The sequence below is a fragment of the Candidatus Planktophila lacus genome, assembly GCF_002287925.1.
GTDB classification, from domain to species: Bacteria; Actinomycetota; Actinomycetes; order Nanopelagicales; family Nanopelagicaceae; genus Planktophila; species Planktophila lacus.
In genome coordinates this window covers 601,502-615,559 of record NZ_CP016769.1, presented here as the reverse complement: position 1 = coordinate 615,559, position 14,058 = coordinate 601,502, and the positions used below count along the sequence as shown (strand labels likewise).

The 14,058-nt window shown below is 48.1% G+C and carries 14 protein-coding genes; all 14 read right to left on the bottom strand.

Annotated features, from left to right (window positions below; genetic code table 11):
* The 14 genes from A1s21148_RS03105 to dnaE are packed head-to-tail and all read right to left on the bottom strand — an operon-like array spanning position 1 to position 14,043.
* On the bottom strand, positions 1-489 hold the full coding sequence (locus A1s21148_RS03105) for a DoxX family protein (RefSeq protein ID WP_095671018.1): 489 nt from the start codon (positions 487-489) through the stop codon (positions 1-3).
* Positions 486-1,286 (bottom strand): tryptophan synthase subunit alpha, encoded by an 801-nt coding sequence (gene trpA / locus A1s21148_RS03100; RefSeq protein WP_095671017.1) that lies wholly within the window; start codon positions 1,284-1,286, stop codon positions 486-488. Before trpA ends, A1s21148_RS03105 begins: the two co-directional genes overlap by 4 nt.
* Positions 1,286-2,497, bottom strand: coding sequence for a tryptophan synthase subunit beta (gene trpB, locus A1s21148_RS03095; protein ID WP_095671016.1), 1,212 nt, complete (start codon positions 2,495-2,497; stop codon positions 1,286-1,288). Before trpB ends, trpA begins: the two co-directional genes overlap by 1 nt.
* A gap of 10 nt (positions 2,498-2,507) precedes the next feature.
* Entirely contained in the window at positions 2,508-3,281 is a 774-nt protein-coding gene (gene trpC / locus A1s21148_RS03090; RefSeq protein WP_095671015.1) for an indole-3-glycerol phosphate synthase TrpC, read from the bottom strand.
* The gene (locus A1s21148_RS03085) at positions 3,278-3,469 is read right to left on the bottom strand and encodes a hypothetical protein (protein WP_095671014.1); all 192 of its coding nucleotides are present in this window, start codon (positions 3,467-3,469) and stop codon (positions 3,278-3,280) included. The genes trpC and A1s21148_RS03085 overlap by 4 nt, the downstream gene beginning before the upstream one ends.
* Positions 3,462-4,952 carry an anthranilate synthase component I gene (locus tag A1s21148_RS03080; protein ID WP_095671013.1) on the bottom strand — a complete coding sequence of 497 codons (1,491 nt, stop codon included), beginning with the start codon at positions 4,950-4,952 and terminating at the stop codon, positions 3,462-3,464. The genes A1s21148_RS03085 and A1s21148_RS03080 overlap by 8 nt, the downstream gene beginning before the upstream one ends.
* On the bottom strand, positions 4,952-5,302 hold the full coding sequence (gene hisI, locus A1s21148_RS03075; RefSeq protein WP_095671012.1) for a phosphoribosyl-AMP cyclohydrolase: 351 nt from the start codon (positions 5,300-5,302) through the stop codon (positions 4,952-4,954). The genes A1s21148_RS03080 and hisI overlap by 1 nt, the downstream gene beginning before the upstream one ends.
* 14 nt (positions 5,303-5,316) lie before the next feature.
* Positions 5,317-6,090 (bottom strand): imidazole glycerol phosphate synthase subunit HisF, encoded by a 774-nt coding sequence (gene hisF, locus A1s21148_RS03070; RefSeq protein WP_095671011.1) that lies wholly within the window; start codon positions 6,088-6,090, stop codon positions 5,317-5,319.
* Positions 6,091-6,843, bottom strand: coding sequence for a bifunctional 1-(5-phosphoribosyl)-5-((5-phosphoribosylamino)methylideneamino)imidazole-4-carboxamide isomerase/phosphoribosylanthranilate isomerase PriA (priA, locus tag A1s21148_RS03065; RefSeq protein ID WP_095671010.1), 753 nt, complete (start codon positions 6,841-6,843; stop codon positions 6,091-6,093).
* Complete coding sequence (hisH, locus tag A1s21148_RS03060; RefSeq protein WP_095671009.1) at positions 6,840-7,442, bottom strand: imidazole glycerol phosphate synthase subunit HisH; 603 nt, start codon at positions 7,440-7,442, stop codon at positions 6,840-6,842. Before hisH ends, priA begins: the two co-directional genes overlap by 4 nt.
* 2 nt (positions 7,443-7,444) lie before the next feature.
* On the bottom strand, positions 7,445-8,029 hold the full coding sequence (hisB, locus tag A1s21148_RS03055) for an imidazoleglycerol-phosphate dehydratase HisB (RefSeq protein WP_095671008.1): 585 nt from the start codon (positions 8,027-8,029) through the stop codon (positions 7,445-7,447).
* Between the two features lie 29 nt (positions 8,030-8,058).
* Positions 8,059-9,159 carry a histidinol-phosphate transaminase gene (locus tag A1s21148_RS03050; RefSeq protein ID WP_095671007.1) on the bottom strand — a complete coding sequence of 367 codons (1,101 nt, stop codon included), beginning with the start codon at positions 9,157-9,159 and terminating at the stop codon, positions 8,059-8,061.
* A complete protein-coding gene (hisD, locus tag A1s21148_RS03045) occupies positions 9,156-10,463 on the bottom strand; it encodes a histidinol dehydrogenase (protein WP_095671006.1) in 1,308 nt (435 codons plus the stop codon). Before hisD ends, A1s21148_RS03050 begins: the two co-directional genes overlap by 4 nt.
* Positions 10,464-10,509: 46 nt before the next feature.
* Complete coding sequence (gene dnaE / locus A1s21148_RS03040) at positions 10,510-14,043, bottom strand: DNA polymerase III subunit alpha (protein ID WP_095671005.1); 3,534 nt, start codon at positions 14,041-14,043, stop codon at positions 10,510-10,512.
* Positions 14,044-14,058 lie beyond the last annotated feature (15 nt).

Sequence of the window (14,058 nt, the reverse complement as noted above, 5' to 3'; positions counted from 1 at the left end):
TTATTCCGTATCTCCTGCGTTAGATTGTTTAGGTGTTTTATCAATAGAAAACTTGGTTATCGGATATCGCACTAAGAATAGGGCAAGGGCTACTAGCCCAGCATCTCTGAGAATCTCCTGAAGGTAGCGTGTCTGACCAGGATCTACTGTGCCTCCGCCACCGAAGCAGCCGCAATCAATGTTTAAGCCGCGTGCCCACGCTTGAGCAATAGCGATGATAAAAATAAACATTGTAAAGCCACCGAGCGCTGCGACCGCTCTAGTTGCTGCTCCAAGAATAAGTAGTAGGCCAACGACAACTTCAAAGAAAGGCAGGGTCTGGCCAAGAAAATTAGCTATCGGAATCGGAAGTAATTCATATGACCGAACTGCCATTTGAGATACCTCTAGTTTGTCGACCTTAAGATAACCGGCAACAAAAAGAACGCCACCAAGGGTCAGACGCGAAAGAAGTCCTATCCAGGGCTGTAGCTTTTCGAATTTACTCATCGTCCCTCACGTACGCCTTTCGCTAACTCTGTTGCTAACTCTTTAACTGCAGCCAATCCGGCTTCCTCATTTGGAGCATCTTGCAAAGCCTTAATAAAGGCGGAACCGACGATAACTCCATCCGCGTAAGCAGCAACGCCTTTAGCTTGCTCGCGAGTTGATACACCCAAGCCAACGGCGACTGGTAGTCCAGTTGTTGTGCGAATGCGCGCGACTAAATCTGCAGCACCTGATGAAACTGAATTACGTGCTCCAGTTACACCCATCAAACTTGCAGCATAAACAAATCCACCACAAGCTGCAGTTACCTTAGGCATTCGAGCATCTGATGTGCTTGGCGCAATTACATAGATCGGATTAATCGAATTTTGCTTAGTAGCGCCTAACCAGGCGACGGACTCTTCAATTGTTAAATCTGGAGTAACTACGCCAGATCCACCATTTGCTGCAATCGCTTCGGCAAATTCTTCAACGCCATAGCGCTCAATCGGGTTCCAGTAAGTCATAACTACTGCTGCTACTCCACCATCGGTTGCAACCTTGAGAGCAGACATAACTTCAGCAGCACCTGTTCCATTTTCTAAAGAGGTAACTGCCGCCGCCTGAATAGTTGGACCATCCATTACCGGATCGCTATATGGAAAACCAATCTCGATCGCGTCAACTCCGGCATCGATAAAGGTTTGAATAACTTTTGCACAACCAGCTTGAGAAGGAAAACCTGCAGGGATATAGGCAATTAGCGCAGCGCGATTTTCAGCGCGAACCTTTACAAATAGTTGATCGAGTGCAGTCATTAATCCAGTGGAATTCCAAAATATTGCGCTGCAGTCTGCACATCTTTATCGCCGCGACCAGAAAGGTTGATAACGATAATCGCATCTTTACCTAGTTCATTTCCAACCTGGAGCGCACCTGCTAGAGCATGTGCAGTTTCGATCGCCGGAATAATTCCTTCTGTCTTCGAAAGAAGTGCGAAGGCATGCATCGCTTGTTCATCTGTGATGGCGCGATACTCAGTGCGCCCAATGTCATGCAAGTACGCATGCTCAGGACCTACACCAGGATAATCAAGACCAGCAGAAATTGAATGTGACTCAACAGTTTGACCATTAGCATCTTGCAAAACATAAGATCGAGTTCCGTGCAGAACTCCTGGAGTTCCACCAGTAATTGTTGCTGCATGGCGTCCGGTTTCCACGCCATCTCCACCTGCTTCTAGCCCAATCAAACGTACTGATGGATCGGAGATAAAGCGGTGGAAAATTCCGATGGCATTCGAACCGCCTCCGACGCAGGCAAGTACCGCATCAGGTAGACGACCGGTGAGCGCTAAAACTTGTTCGCGTGTTTCTTCGCCAATGATCTTATGAAAATCTCTAACCATAGTTGGAAAGGGGTGCGGACCTGCAACGGTGCCCAGCATGTAGTGAGTGGTTTCAACGTTAGTTACCCAATCGCGCATCGCTTCATTGATGGCATCTTTTAAGGTACGTGATCCAGTTGTAACAGGAATAACTTCTGCGCCAAGTAACTTCATACGGGCAACATTTAGCGCTTGGCGTTTTGTATCTTCTTCACCCATGTAAACAACGCATTCCAGTCCCATCAACGCGGCCGCTGTCGCTGATGCAACACCGTGCTGACCTGCACCGGTTTCAGCGATAATGCGCTTCTTACCCATGCGCTTTGTAAGTAACGCTTGTCCTAAAACGTTATTGATCTTATGGCTGCCAGTGTGGTTTAAATCTTCACGCTTCAAAATTATGCGCGCGCCACCTGCATGTTCGGCAAAACGTTTTGCTTCAGTGAGGATGCTAGGACGACCTGTGTACGTGCGATGAAGTTCTGCGAGCTCTGCAACAAATGAGGGATCTTCTTGAGCAGTGCGATGCGCCGTTTCTAGCTCTTCGAGAGCGCCGATCAGCGCTTCAGGTACAAAGCGACCACCGTATGGACCGAAGTGGCCCAAGATTGATCCAAGATCTTCTTGCGGCGTAGTCGACATGGGATTAAGCCTACCCTCGACCCAATAAGGTCCGCATCGCCAAATCCGGATCCCCCGATGTAACCAGGGCTTCACCTACCAAGATCGCCTGTGCGCCTGAGTTCTGCGCAAATTCAACATCGCTGCGAGTTGAAATTCCAGATTCTGCAACGCGGATTAACTCGGCAGGAATTCTCGGAATCAAATCAGAGAATGCTGTGGGATCTACTTCCAAGGTCTTTAGATTTCGGGAATTCACTCCGACTATTCGAGGAGAGATTTCTAGCGCTCTCTCTAACTCATCTGCTGTGTGAACTTCAATGAGAGATGCCATCTGCAATTCAGTTGCGATATCAAAAAAGTCTTTCAGTTGGCTCTTAGATAGGGCGGCAACGATTAACAGAACCAAATCTGCGCCATGAGCGCGCGCTTCGAAGAATTGATACTCATCAACCATGAAATCTTTTCTCAAAACTGGAATATCAACGCGAGCACGTACTGCATCTAAATCAGCGAGCGATCCTTTAAAGCGGCGCTCTTCTGTTAAAACACTAATCACACTTGCACCTGCGCTTTGATAGCGCTCAGCTAACGCTGCGGGATCAGCGATTGCAGATAGCGCCCCTTTACTAGGCGAAGATCGCTTTACCTCCGCAATAACTTTCATCTCATCCCCCGTTAAGGCAAGGTGAGCATCGCGAACCGGAGCAGCCTGTGTCATCTCTTCGTGAATTTGATTGAGCGATTTGCGACGCTTTGCTAAATCTTCACGCACGCCCTCAATAATTGAATCTAGAACAGTCATGGCTTCTCGGTCTCGGATTTAACTTCGCTGGGATCTATTCCATGATCGAGCGCGCTCCAGGAATTCATGGGTGGCGTACTCCGCGATTGGCGCTCGTAACGTTTGGAAATTCGAAAACGTTTAGAGATATAGATCGTGAGCGCTGCAACAATTAAAATTGAGATGGCTATTTGAACAAACTCAGACACTTGATGACCTCATCTTATTTGCAGCGCTAATGGCGCCTAAAACAGCGGCTGCTTTATTTGCACATTCTTGATCTTCAGATGCGGGATCCGAATCCGCTACAACTCCGGCGCCTGCCTGAACGTATGCCATCTTGTTGTAAATCAGCGCGGTTCGAATTGCGATACAAGTATCAATATTGCCGGTGAAATCAATATATCCAATTGCGCCACCATAGAGTCCGCGTCGCGTGGGTTCGAGTTCTTCAATGATCTCCATCGCTCTTGGCTTTGGAGCGCCAGATAAAGTGCCAGCAGGAAATACGGCAAAGAGCGCATCAACTGGAGTAGAGGTTTCTGCAAGTTCCCCGATAACTGTTGAAACGATATGCATAACATGTGAATAGCGTTCAATATGCATGAAGTCGATAACTTCAACGGTTCCTGGCTTTGAGATGCGCCCTAAATCATTTCTTCCGAGATCAACTAACATCAAATGTTCGGCGCGCTCTTTGGGATCTGCCAATAACTCTTCGCCTAAACGATGATCTTCCTCAGCAGAAGAAGAACGTTTTCTAGTTCCAGCGATTGGATGAACCATTACCTCTTTACCGGTCACCTTAACCAAAGCTTCTGGGCTTGATCCAACTACTTCAATCCCATCTGTAAAGCGGAAGAGATACATATAAGGGCTCGGGTTATGAAGACGAAGCGCACGATAAACATCTAAAGCATCAGCGCTACATTCCATAGCAAAGCGCTGCGATAGGACTATTTGAAAAGCCTCACCCGCAACAATCTCTTCTTTGGCCTGTAGCACCTTATTTTTAAACTCATCACTAGAGATGTTTTGCGTATATTGCGGAGTCTGACGGTCTGGAATTTGATCAATGTAACCAGGCAGCGAACTTTGCAGATCAGATTGCATACGATCTAAACGAAGTTGAGCGTCGTGAAATGCTTCATCAATTCGCTCATTGCTGCCATCCCAGTTGATGGCATTTGCGATCAAGGTAATCGTTCCCTCAGCGTGATCCATTACTGCGAGATCACTAGTTAACATAAATGCGATCTCAGGAAGTGGAATATCTTTCGCGCTTTGGCTTGGCAATTTCTCTAAGCGACGAACTGCGTCATAACCCATGTAGCCAACTAGCCCACCAGTAAGCGGTGGGAGTCCGGCAATTTTTGGAGATTTCAGATGCGCAGCCGATAGACGAAGCGCTTCAAGTGGATCTATTCCGACAGGTGCGCCGGCAGGTGTTGTTCCAACCCAAATTGAACTGCCATCCTTCTCACTTAAAGTTGCTTGCGAATGGGCGCCGATAAATGAATAACGCGACCAGGCTCCCCCGTGTTCGGCAGATTCCAAGAGAAAAGTTGATGCTTCGTTCTTTGCAATCTTGCGATAAACACCTAGCGGTGTTTCACCGTCGGCAAGGAGTTTGCGATAGACCGGAATAACGTTGTAACTCTTCGCGTATTCGCGAAATTCAGATAGTTGCATTACTTTCCCGCACTTATCTGTAGAGGGTTGTGGAAACAAGTCTTATCTCCAGTGTGGCAAGCGGCGCCAATTTGGTTAACTTTCAGTAGCAACGCATCGCCATCGCAATCAAGTGAAATTGAAACTACCTCTTGGGTGTGTCCTGATGTTGCACCCTTTACCCAGAGTTCGCTGCGGCTGCGGCTCCAGTAAGTTGCCTTACCTGTTGCCAGAGTTAGTGCAAGAGATTCACGGTTCATATACGCCAGCATTAAGACTTCACCGGTTTGCGAATCTTGGGCGATCGCTGGAATTAAATCGATACCCTCTTTTAGGCGCGTTGCTATATCTAGTGGGATCGCAGCGCTCATGTGCTTATTCTGCCTTACGCAGTTGCGTTGTTGCGAATGGAATAACCCTGCGCGCTTAGATAGCGCTTCACATCACCTATGCGGTGAATTCCAAAGTGAAAGACGCTTGCTGCAAGTAGCGCATCTGCGCCAGCATCAAGGGCAGCGGCAAAATCTTCTAGCGCGCCTGCACCACCGCTGGCGATTAGTGGAACTTTAGAGATGGCGCGAACCGCGGTAATCATTCCGATGTCATAGCCCGCGCGAGTTCCATCGGCATCCATTGAGTTGAGCAGGATCTCTCCTGCTCCAAGTGCACAAGCTTTTTCAACCCATGAAAGAGCATCAAGCCCGGCGCTCTGTCGACCACCATGCGTTGTAACTTCAAATCCTGATTCGGTTCTTGCGCGGCGCGCATCAATAGAGATGGTTAAAACTTGAGAGCCGAAGCGATCGGCGATTTCTGCGATTAATTCAGGGCGCGCAATGGCAGATGTATTGATTGAAACTTTATCTGCACCGGCGCGAAGTAAACGGTCCACATCATCAACCGAGCGAATGCCGCCGCCAACTGTTAACGGGATAAAGACTTGTTCAGCCGTTTTGCGCACTACATCCAAAGTTGTTTCGCGGTTACTGCTGCTGGCAGAGATATCTAGAAAAGTTAGCTCGTCGGCGCCTTCTAGATTGTAAAGAGATGCCATCTCAACTGGATCACCCGCATCAACCAGATCGGTGAAGTTAACTCCCTTTACTACGCGTCCTTCGGTTACATCAAGGCAGGGAATGATCCGAATAGATAACGCCATTTACTTCGCGCCCTTAGTGATCGCCAAAGCTTCTTCAAGGGTGAAGGCACCTGCATAAAGAGCCTTACCAACTATTGCGCCTTCAACTCCAATTGCATGAAGTGATGAAAGTGCAGTGATATCGGCAAGAGATGAGATTCCACCGCTGGCAACAACAGGCTTCTTAGTTGCCGCACATACCTCTTTAAGTAGTTCTAGGTTTGGACCTTGGAGCGTTCCATCTTTTGTAACATCGGTGACAACGTAACGAGAGCAGCCATCGCGCTCCAGACGCTCAATTGTTTCGAAGAGATCGCCGCCTTCTTTAGTCCAACCGCGTGCCGCTAAAACATGACCACGGACATCTAAACCGACTGCGATGCGATCTCCGTGTTCGGCAATCACGCGCGCTGTCCATTCGGGGTTTTCTAAAGCGGCAGTGCCAAGGTTTACGCGAGTACATCCTGTGGCCAAGGCACGCTTTAAAGATTCATCGTCACGAATGCCACCAGAGAGTTCAACTTTTATATCCAGGCGACCCACGACCTCGGCTAACAAAGATGTATTTTCGCCGCGACCAAATGCTGCATCTAGATCAACTAGGTGAAGCCATTCAGCTCCCGCTGCTTGAAACTCGAGTGCGACTTCAAGAGGTGCGCCATAGATACTTTCTTGAGCAAGTTCACCTTGGACTAAGCGAACTGCTTTGCCATCTTTAACATCCACTGCTGGCAAGAGCTCCAGATAATTTACTTGGTGATTGTTTGTCGTCATAGCATCCCAACCCAATTCTTAATTAACGCAAGACCGGCATCGCCAGATTTTTCAGGATGAAATTGCGTTGCTGCAATCGCACCATCTTCTACTGCCGCCAAAAACTTCTCGTTGTGAGTGCTCCAGGCTTGCGCGATTCCAACAGGCTTTTTTGCAGCATATGAGTGCACGAAGTAGAACGATTGATCTTCTATCCCTTTGAACAAGTTCGAGTTTGATGAGACTTCTACCGTATTCCAACCCATATGCGGCAATATCGGTGCATCTAACTTGGTGATGCTCTCTTGCCAGATACCGACGCCTTGGTGCAGTAGCCCGTTGGTATGTTCATCGCCATCTCTGAAGAGAATTTGCATTCCAACACAGATTCCTAAAGTTGGACGTTGCTTAGCAAGGCGTTCGCGAACAATCGCATCTCCCCCAACTGCAACTAAACCGCGCATACATGCCGCAAATGCACCGACGCCCGGAACCACTAACCCTTGCGCATTGAGTGCGATCTCGCGATCAGATGTAACGACAACTTCTTTACCGCTGCGCTCGAAAGCGCGTTGTGCCGACCTTAAATTTCCAGAACCGTAATCAAGGATTGCGATCACTATTAAAGCGAACCTTTTGTTGAAGGAACTCCTGCGATTCCGCCATCAAGGGAAACTGCATCGCGAAGTGCGCGAGCAACCGCTTTAAATTGTGCTTCAAATACGTGGTGGGCATTGCGTCCTTCTAAAACGCGAATATGCAGTGCGATGTGAGCTTCGGCAACGATTGATTCCCAGATGTGCTTACCAAGAGTGGTATCGAAAGTTCCGATTAACTCAACGATTTCTGGTTGGCGGTGAACTAGATATGGACGACCAGAAAGATCAACTGCTGCCTGAACTAGAACTTCATCAAGTGGAACCATGGCATCACCAAAGCGACGGATACCAATTTTGTCCCCGAGTGCTTCGCGTAGCGCTTGTCCAAATGCCAGTGAAGTATCTTCAACCGTGTGATGAGAATCGACATCTATATCACCTGTTGTCTTTACAGTGAGGTTGAAACCGGAGTGCTTTCCAAGCTGTGAAAGCATGTGATCAAAGAATGGCACGCCAGTATCAACTGATATCTCACCGACACCATCGAGGTTTAACTCAACAATTACGTGGGACTCTTTAGTTTTACGTTCTACTCGGGCTGTTCTCATCTATTTATCTCCATTAGCTTCATATTCAATTACTTCTGCAAAATCTCTTTTAAGGCGCCAATAAACTTCTGATTCTCGGCCTCATTGCCAATGGTCATACGCAAGTGCCCTAATAATCCCACATCTCTAATCAGAACACCGCGATCGAGAAGTTGGCGCCAGATCTGCGCTGGCTCTGAGTTAAATCCTGAGAAGATGATGAAGTTTGCGCTGCTTGGAGCAACGGTTAGGCCCATGGATTCCAGCTCAGCAATAACTTTCCCACGTGAATCAATCAGCGTCGCAACAGTTCCTAAAAGTTCGCCTTGATACTCAAGTGCAACTTCAGCAGCTGCCTGAGTAATTGCGCTTAAGTGGTAAGGCAATCTCACCAGAAACATCGCATCCACGACATCGGGGTTGGCCACTAAATAACCCACGCGCGCTCCGGCGAAAGCGAATGCTTTACTCATGGTTCGAATCACCACCACATTTGGATACTTTTCAATTAGCGTGACGGCAGATATTTCGCTAGAAAATTCTGCATAAGCCTCATCAACGACTAGCAAACCGTTAACTTGTGCTGTCGCCTTTGCTAGCTCCTCAATCTCGCCGATTTTTAAAAGGGTGCCAGTTGGATTATTTGGAGTTGTCACGAAAGTTAGGGCTGGTTTCTTTCCCGAAATCTCCGTTATCGCCTTGGCGGTATCTAACGTGAAATCTGCGCGACGTCCTCCATCTTGCCAAGTAACGCCAACTACCTTGGCGATTAGCGGGTGCATTGAATATGAAGGTGTAAATCCAAGTGCGCCTCGATCACCGAATGCCATGAAAAGAGATTGGATAATCTCGTTACTGCCATTGGCTGCCCAGATTGAATCTGCTGTGAAATTTGTTCCAGATAGAGTATTTATAAATTTACCAAGAGCTGCGCGCAGAACTGTGGCATCACGATCTGGATAGCGATTTAAAGTTGTAGCAACCCTATGCACCCGGTCGGCGATCGCTTGTGCGAGTTCAGGAGATGGAGCATAAGGATTCTCGTTGGTATTTAACGTCGCCTCAGCTGGAACCTGTGGTGCTCCATATGGGGAAAGAGAAGTTAAATCATCGCGAAGTGGCAGCCAAAGTGGCCATTTCTTCTCACTCATAAATCTTCCAAACGCGCGGTCATCGCTTCACCATGTGCTGGCAAATCTTCTGAATTTGCAAGAGTAATCACGGTCTGTGAAATATCAATAAATGCATCCTTCGAATATTCGATGTAGTGCAACCCGCGTAAGAAGGTTTGTACAGATAGCCCACTGCTGTGGCAGGCGCATCCACCTGTTGGAAGTACGTGATTTGAACCTGCTGAATAATCGCCAAGTGAGACTGGTGAGAAGCGTCCGATGAAGACTGCGCCAGCGTTACGAATTTTCAACGCATCTTGCGCAGCGTTCTGGGTTTGGATCTCTAAGTGTTCTGCTGCATAGGCATTTACAACATCTAAACCTTGTTCAATTGAATCAACCAGAACGATTGCAGATTGAATACCGGAAAGTGCTTCACGGATTCTGTCGGAGTGCTTCGTCTTGGCGACTCTGACTTCCAACTCTTTAACAACATCGCCTGCTAATTTTTCAGAAGTTGTTACTAGAACTGCGGCGGCAATAACATCGTGCTCGGCCTGGCTAATTAGATCTGCGGCAACATCACCTGCGCGCGCACTTTCATCAGCCAATATTGCAATCTCAGTTGGGCCTGCCTCGGAATCAATACCGATAACACCGCGGAGAGCGCGCTTAGCAGCAGCGACATAGATATTGCCTGGACCAGTGACCAAATCACATTTCTCGCAGAGGCCATCCATGCCATAGGCAAAGAGCGCGATTGCTTGTGCTCCACCGACTGCGTAAACCTCAGTGATACCAAGGAGTGCACAAGCAGCAAGAATCGTTGGGTGCGGAAGACCGCCAAACTCTTTCTGTGGTGGTGATGCAACAGCGATGCTAGAAACTTTGGCGATCTGTGCTGGGATGACATTCATTAAGACGCTACTTGGGTAAACGGCGCGACCACCTGGAACATATAACCCGACGCGATCAACTGGGATCCAACGTTCAGTTACGACTCCCCCATCGACAACTTTCGTAGTAGTTACGCCGCGGGTTTGATCGTTGTGAACTTTACGGATTCGCTCGGCTGATAGTTCTAGTGCAGCGCGAATCTTTGGATCTAGATCGGCAAGTGCTTTATCGAAAGCAGATTGTGGAACGCGGATTGAAGGTGGCCGAACGCCATCAAATTCCTCGGCAAGTTGCAGTAAGTCTGCCTCGTTACCTGATTTAACTCTCTGCAGAATTGGCTCAATCGCAACTAGGGCTGCTGCGATATCTAACTTCGCTCGCGGAATAGCTTTCTGGTAGCCCGCTTTAGTAAGAGCTTTACCGCGTAGATCAAGCGAGCGAATCATGGGGCAAGTCTAACGGCTGCCACCTCTTCGGGGCGCGGCCAATAAATCACATTCGAACTAAGCAGTCGGGCCCCAAGATAGATTTCAGATCTGCGCTCAAACTCGGCGATGCTGTTACGAGTGCATCGATCTTCATCGTTGTTAGTACGCCTTGGTCATCGATCTGCATATGTACTTCGCGTTTGCCGGGATGTGAACGCAGAATTTCCTTCATGCGATCTACTACTGGTGGTGTGCACTGCGCGATTGGCAAAGAGATTAATAATGGTCCAATGGGGCCAGTAGAAACATCAAGCGATTTCATTTCAAGAGCCGTAAAGCGCAGTACATCATCGCGCCGTTCGAATCGACCGCGAACAGTTACAACGCGATCTTCAATCAAGGTAAGTGCATATTGGTTGTAAGTATTTGAGAAGAAGAGAACTTCTATAGCGCCTTCCAGATCTTCCAGACTAACAATCGCCCACGATGAACCTGTGCGGGAAACCTTGCGTTGAACGCCTGTAATCAAGCCGCCCAAAGTGACCATGCCATCTGGCGTACTTTCATCACTTTGTAGCGCGCTAATAGACATATCGGTATTGGAACGCAAGATATGTTCAACACCAAGTAGCGGATGATCTGAAACATAGAGGCCCAGCATTTCGCGTTCAAAACTAAGCAGCGTTGACTTATCCCATTCGAAGTTTGGAATCTCAATTTCCAGACCTGAAACTTGCGTCATCGACTCGCCTCCAAAGAGATCAAATTGACCGATCGCCTCTGCTCGCTTGGTTTCGATTACCGAATCAATAGCTTCTAGGTGAACAGACATTAGAGCCTTGCGTGGATGGCTTAGAGAATCAAACGCTCCACCCTTAATCAAAGATTCAATTGTTTTCTTATTGCAAACTTGCGCATCTACCTTGGCGAGGAAATCACCAAATGAAGTGAAGGCACCTTTGGTTGTACGCGCAGACTTTATGGAAGCGACTACGCCTTCACCAACGTTACGGATTGCAGCAAGTCCAAAGCGAATATCTTTGCCGCGCGGTGTGTATTCAGCATTTGATTCATTGACATCGGGTGGCAGAACCTTGATACCCATGCGACGACATTCAGATAAGTAGAGCGCTGACTTATCTTTATCATCACGCACACTGGTAAGCAGGGCTGCCATATATTCGGTTGGATAATTTGCCTTTAAATAACCGGTCCAGAATGAAACAACACCGTAACCTGCGCTATGTGCTCGGTTAAATGCGTAGTCAGAGAAGGGAATCAGAACATCCCATAAACGTTTTATGGCGGCGGTTGAGAATCCATTCTCTTTCATGCCAGCTTCGAAAGGTATGTACTCCTTATCCAGAATTTCCTTGTTCTTCTTACCCATGGCCTTACGTAAAAGATCTGCACGACCAAGTGAGAACCCGGCAACTTTCTGGGCGATCGCCATTACTTGTTCTTGATAAACAATAAGACCGTAGGTATCCCCCAAAATTTCTTGGAGAACTTCAGAGAGCTCTGGATGAATTGGTTCAACTGGTTTGCGTCCGTTCTTGCGATCGGCATAGTTATTGTGTGCATTTTCGCCCATTGGACCAGGGCGGTAGAGCGCGATAACCGCAGATATGTCGGCAAATGAATCTGGCGCCATGCTGCGAAGGAGTGCGCGCATTGGTCCACCATCGAGTTGAAATACACCAAGTGTGTCACCGCGCGATAAGAGTTCGAATGTCTTTTGATCTGACAGTGGTAGATCTTCAAGGACTACATCTATTCCTTGATTCTCTTTGATATTTAGTAGTGCGTCATCTAGTACGGATAAGTTGCGAAGACCCAGGAAGTCCATCTTTAACAAGCCTGTTGATTCGCAAGCGCCCATATCGAACTGGGTGATGATTGCCCCATCGGCTTCGCGTCGATGGATTGGGATTACATCAAGAAGTGGTTCACGCGAAAGGATGACGCCAGCGGCATGCACGCCCCATTGGCGCTTGAGTCCCTCGAGTCCGCGCGCTAAATCAACAACCTTCTTTGAATCAGGGTCGGTGTTATAGAGCTCGCGAAATTCGCCAGCCTCGCCATGGCGCGAGTCTTGTGAATCGAATACTCCAGCGAGTGAAATATCTTTTCCCATCACTGAAGGTGGAAGCGCTTTCGTTAACTTCTCACCAATTACATATGGGTACCCTAAAACGCGAGTGGCATCTTTAATGGATTGCTTAGATTTAATTGTGCCGTAGGTGATGATCTGGGCTACGCGATCTTCGCCGTATTTCTCAGTTGCATAACGGATCATCTCGCTGCGCCGACGTTCATCAAAGTCCAGATCGATATCAGGCATAGAGATACGTTCTGGATTTAAGAATCGCTCGAAGAGTAAGCCGTGTTCGATTGGATCAAGGCCGGTAATTCCGAGTGAATACGCAACTAATGAGCCCGCAGCAGAGCCGCGACCAGGACCAACACGGATTCCAACTTTCTTGGCATGCGCAACTAAGTCAGCAACAACTAAGAAGTAACCTGGAAATCCCATATTGGCCATTACATCTAATTCGTAACTCAACCGAACGCGATGAGCATCTGTTGCCTTATCTCCAAAACGTGTAACCAGCCCGCGCTCTGCCTCTTTACGTAACCAAGAATCTTCTGTTTCACCTGGCGGCACCGCAAAGGCGGGCATGAGATTTTCGCCTTCGCGAAGTTTTACATTGCAGCGCTCGGCGATGAGCAGGGTGTTATCGCAGGCTTCAGGCAGATCCTTAAAGAGCTCGCGCATTTGCGCAGGTGACTTTAGATAGAACTCATCGTTATCGAATTTAAAGCGCTTTGGATCTGCCAGAGTGGAGCCTGATTGCACGCAGAGCAGGGCTTCATGTGCAGGCGCATCTTCGTGTCGGGTGTAGTGCAGGTCATTTGTCGCAAGCAGCGGAAGTTTAAGTTCGCGGCCAAGTTTGATGAGATCTTCTTTAACGCGGGTTTCAACATCAATACCGTGATCCATTAACTCAAGGAAGAAGTTATGTGCCCCAAAAATATCTCTGTAATCACTTGCCGCGCGCATCGCTTCTTTGTAATTTCCCATACGCAGGCGAGTCTGGATTTCTCCGCCTGGGCAACCAGTAGTTGCAATTAAGCCATCTGCATATTTAGAGAGTAGTTCACGATCCATACGCGGCTTGTAGTAATAACCTTCAAGGGAAGCAAGAGAAGAGAGTCTAAATAAATTAGCCAGACCATGATTGTTCTCGGCCAAGATGGTCATATGCGTATATGCACCGCCGCCTGAAACATCGTCATCTCCACCATCGGCCCATTGAACCTTCTTCTTATCAAAGCGCGATTCTGGAGCAACGTAAGCTTCGATACCGATGATTGGTTTAACGCCCGCCTTGACCGCTTGCTTATAGAAATCAAAAGCGCCGAACACATTTCCGTGATCAGTCATTGCGATCGCCGGCATCTCTTGGCGCGCTACTTCTTCTACGAGATCGCCAATACGTGCGGCACCATCGAGCATTGAGTATTCAGTGTGCACATGAAGGTGCACAAAAGAATCTTTACTCGCTTTTGGCTGGGTTGGGTTTTCGGTTGTCACAGTTGCACAAGATTA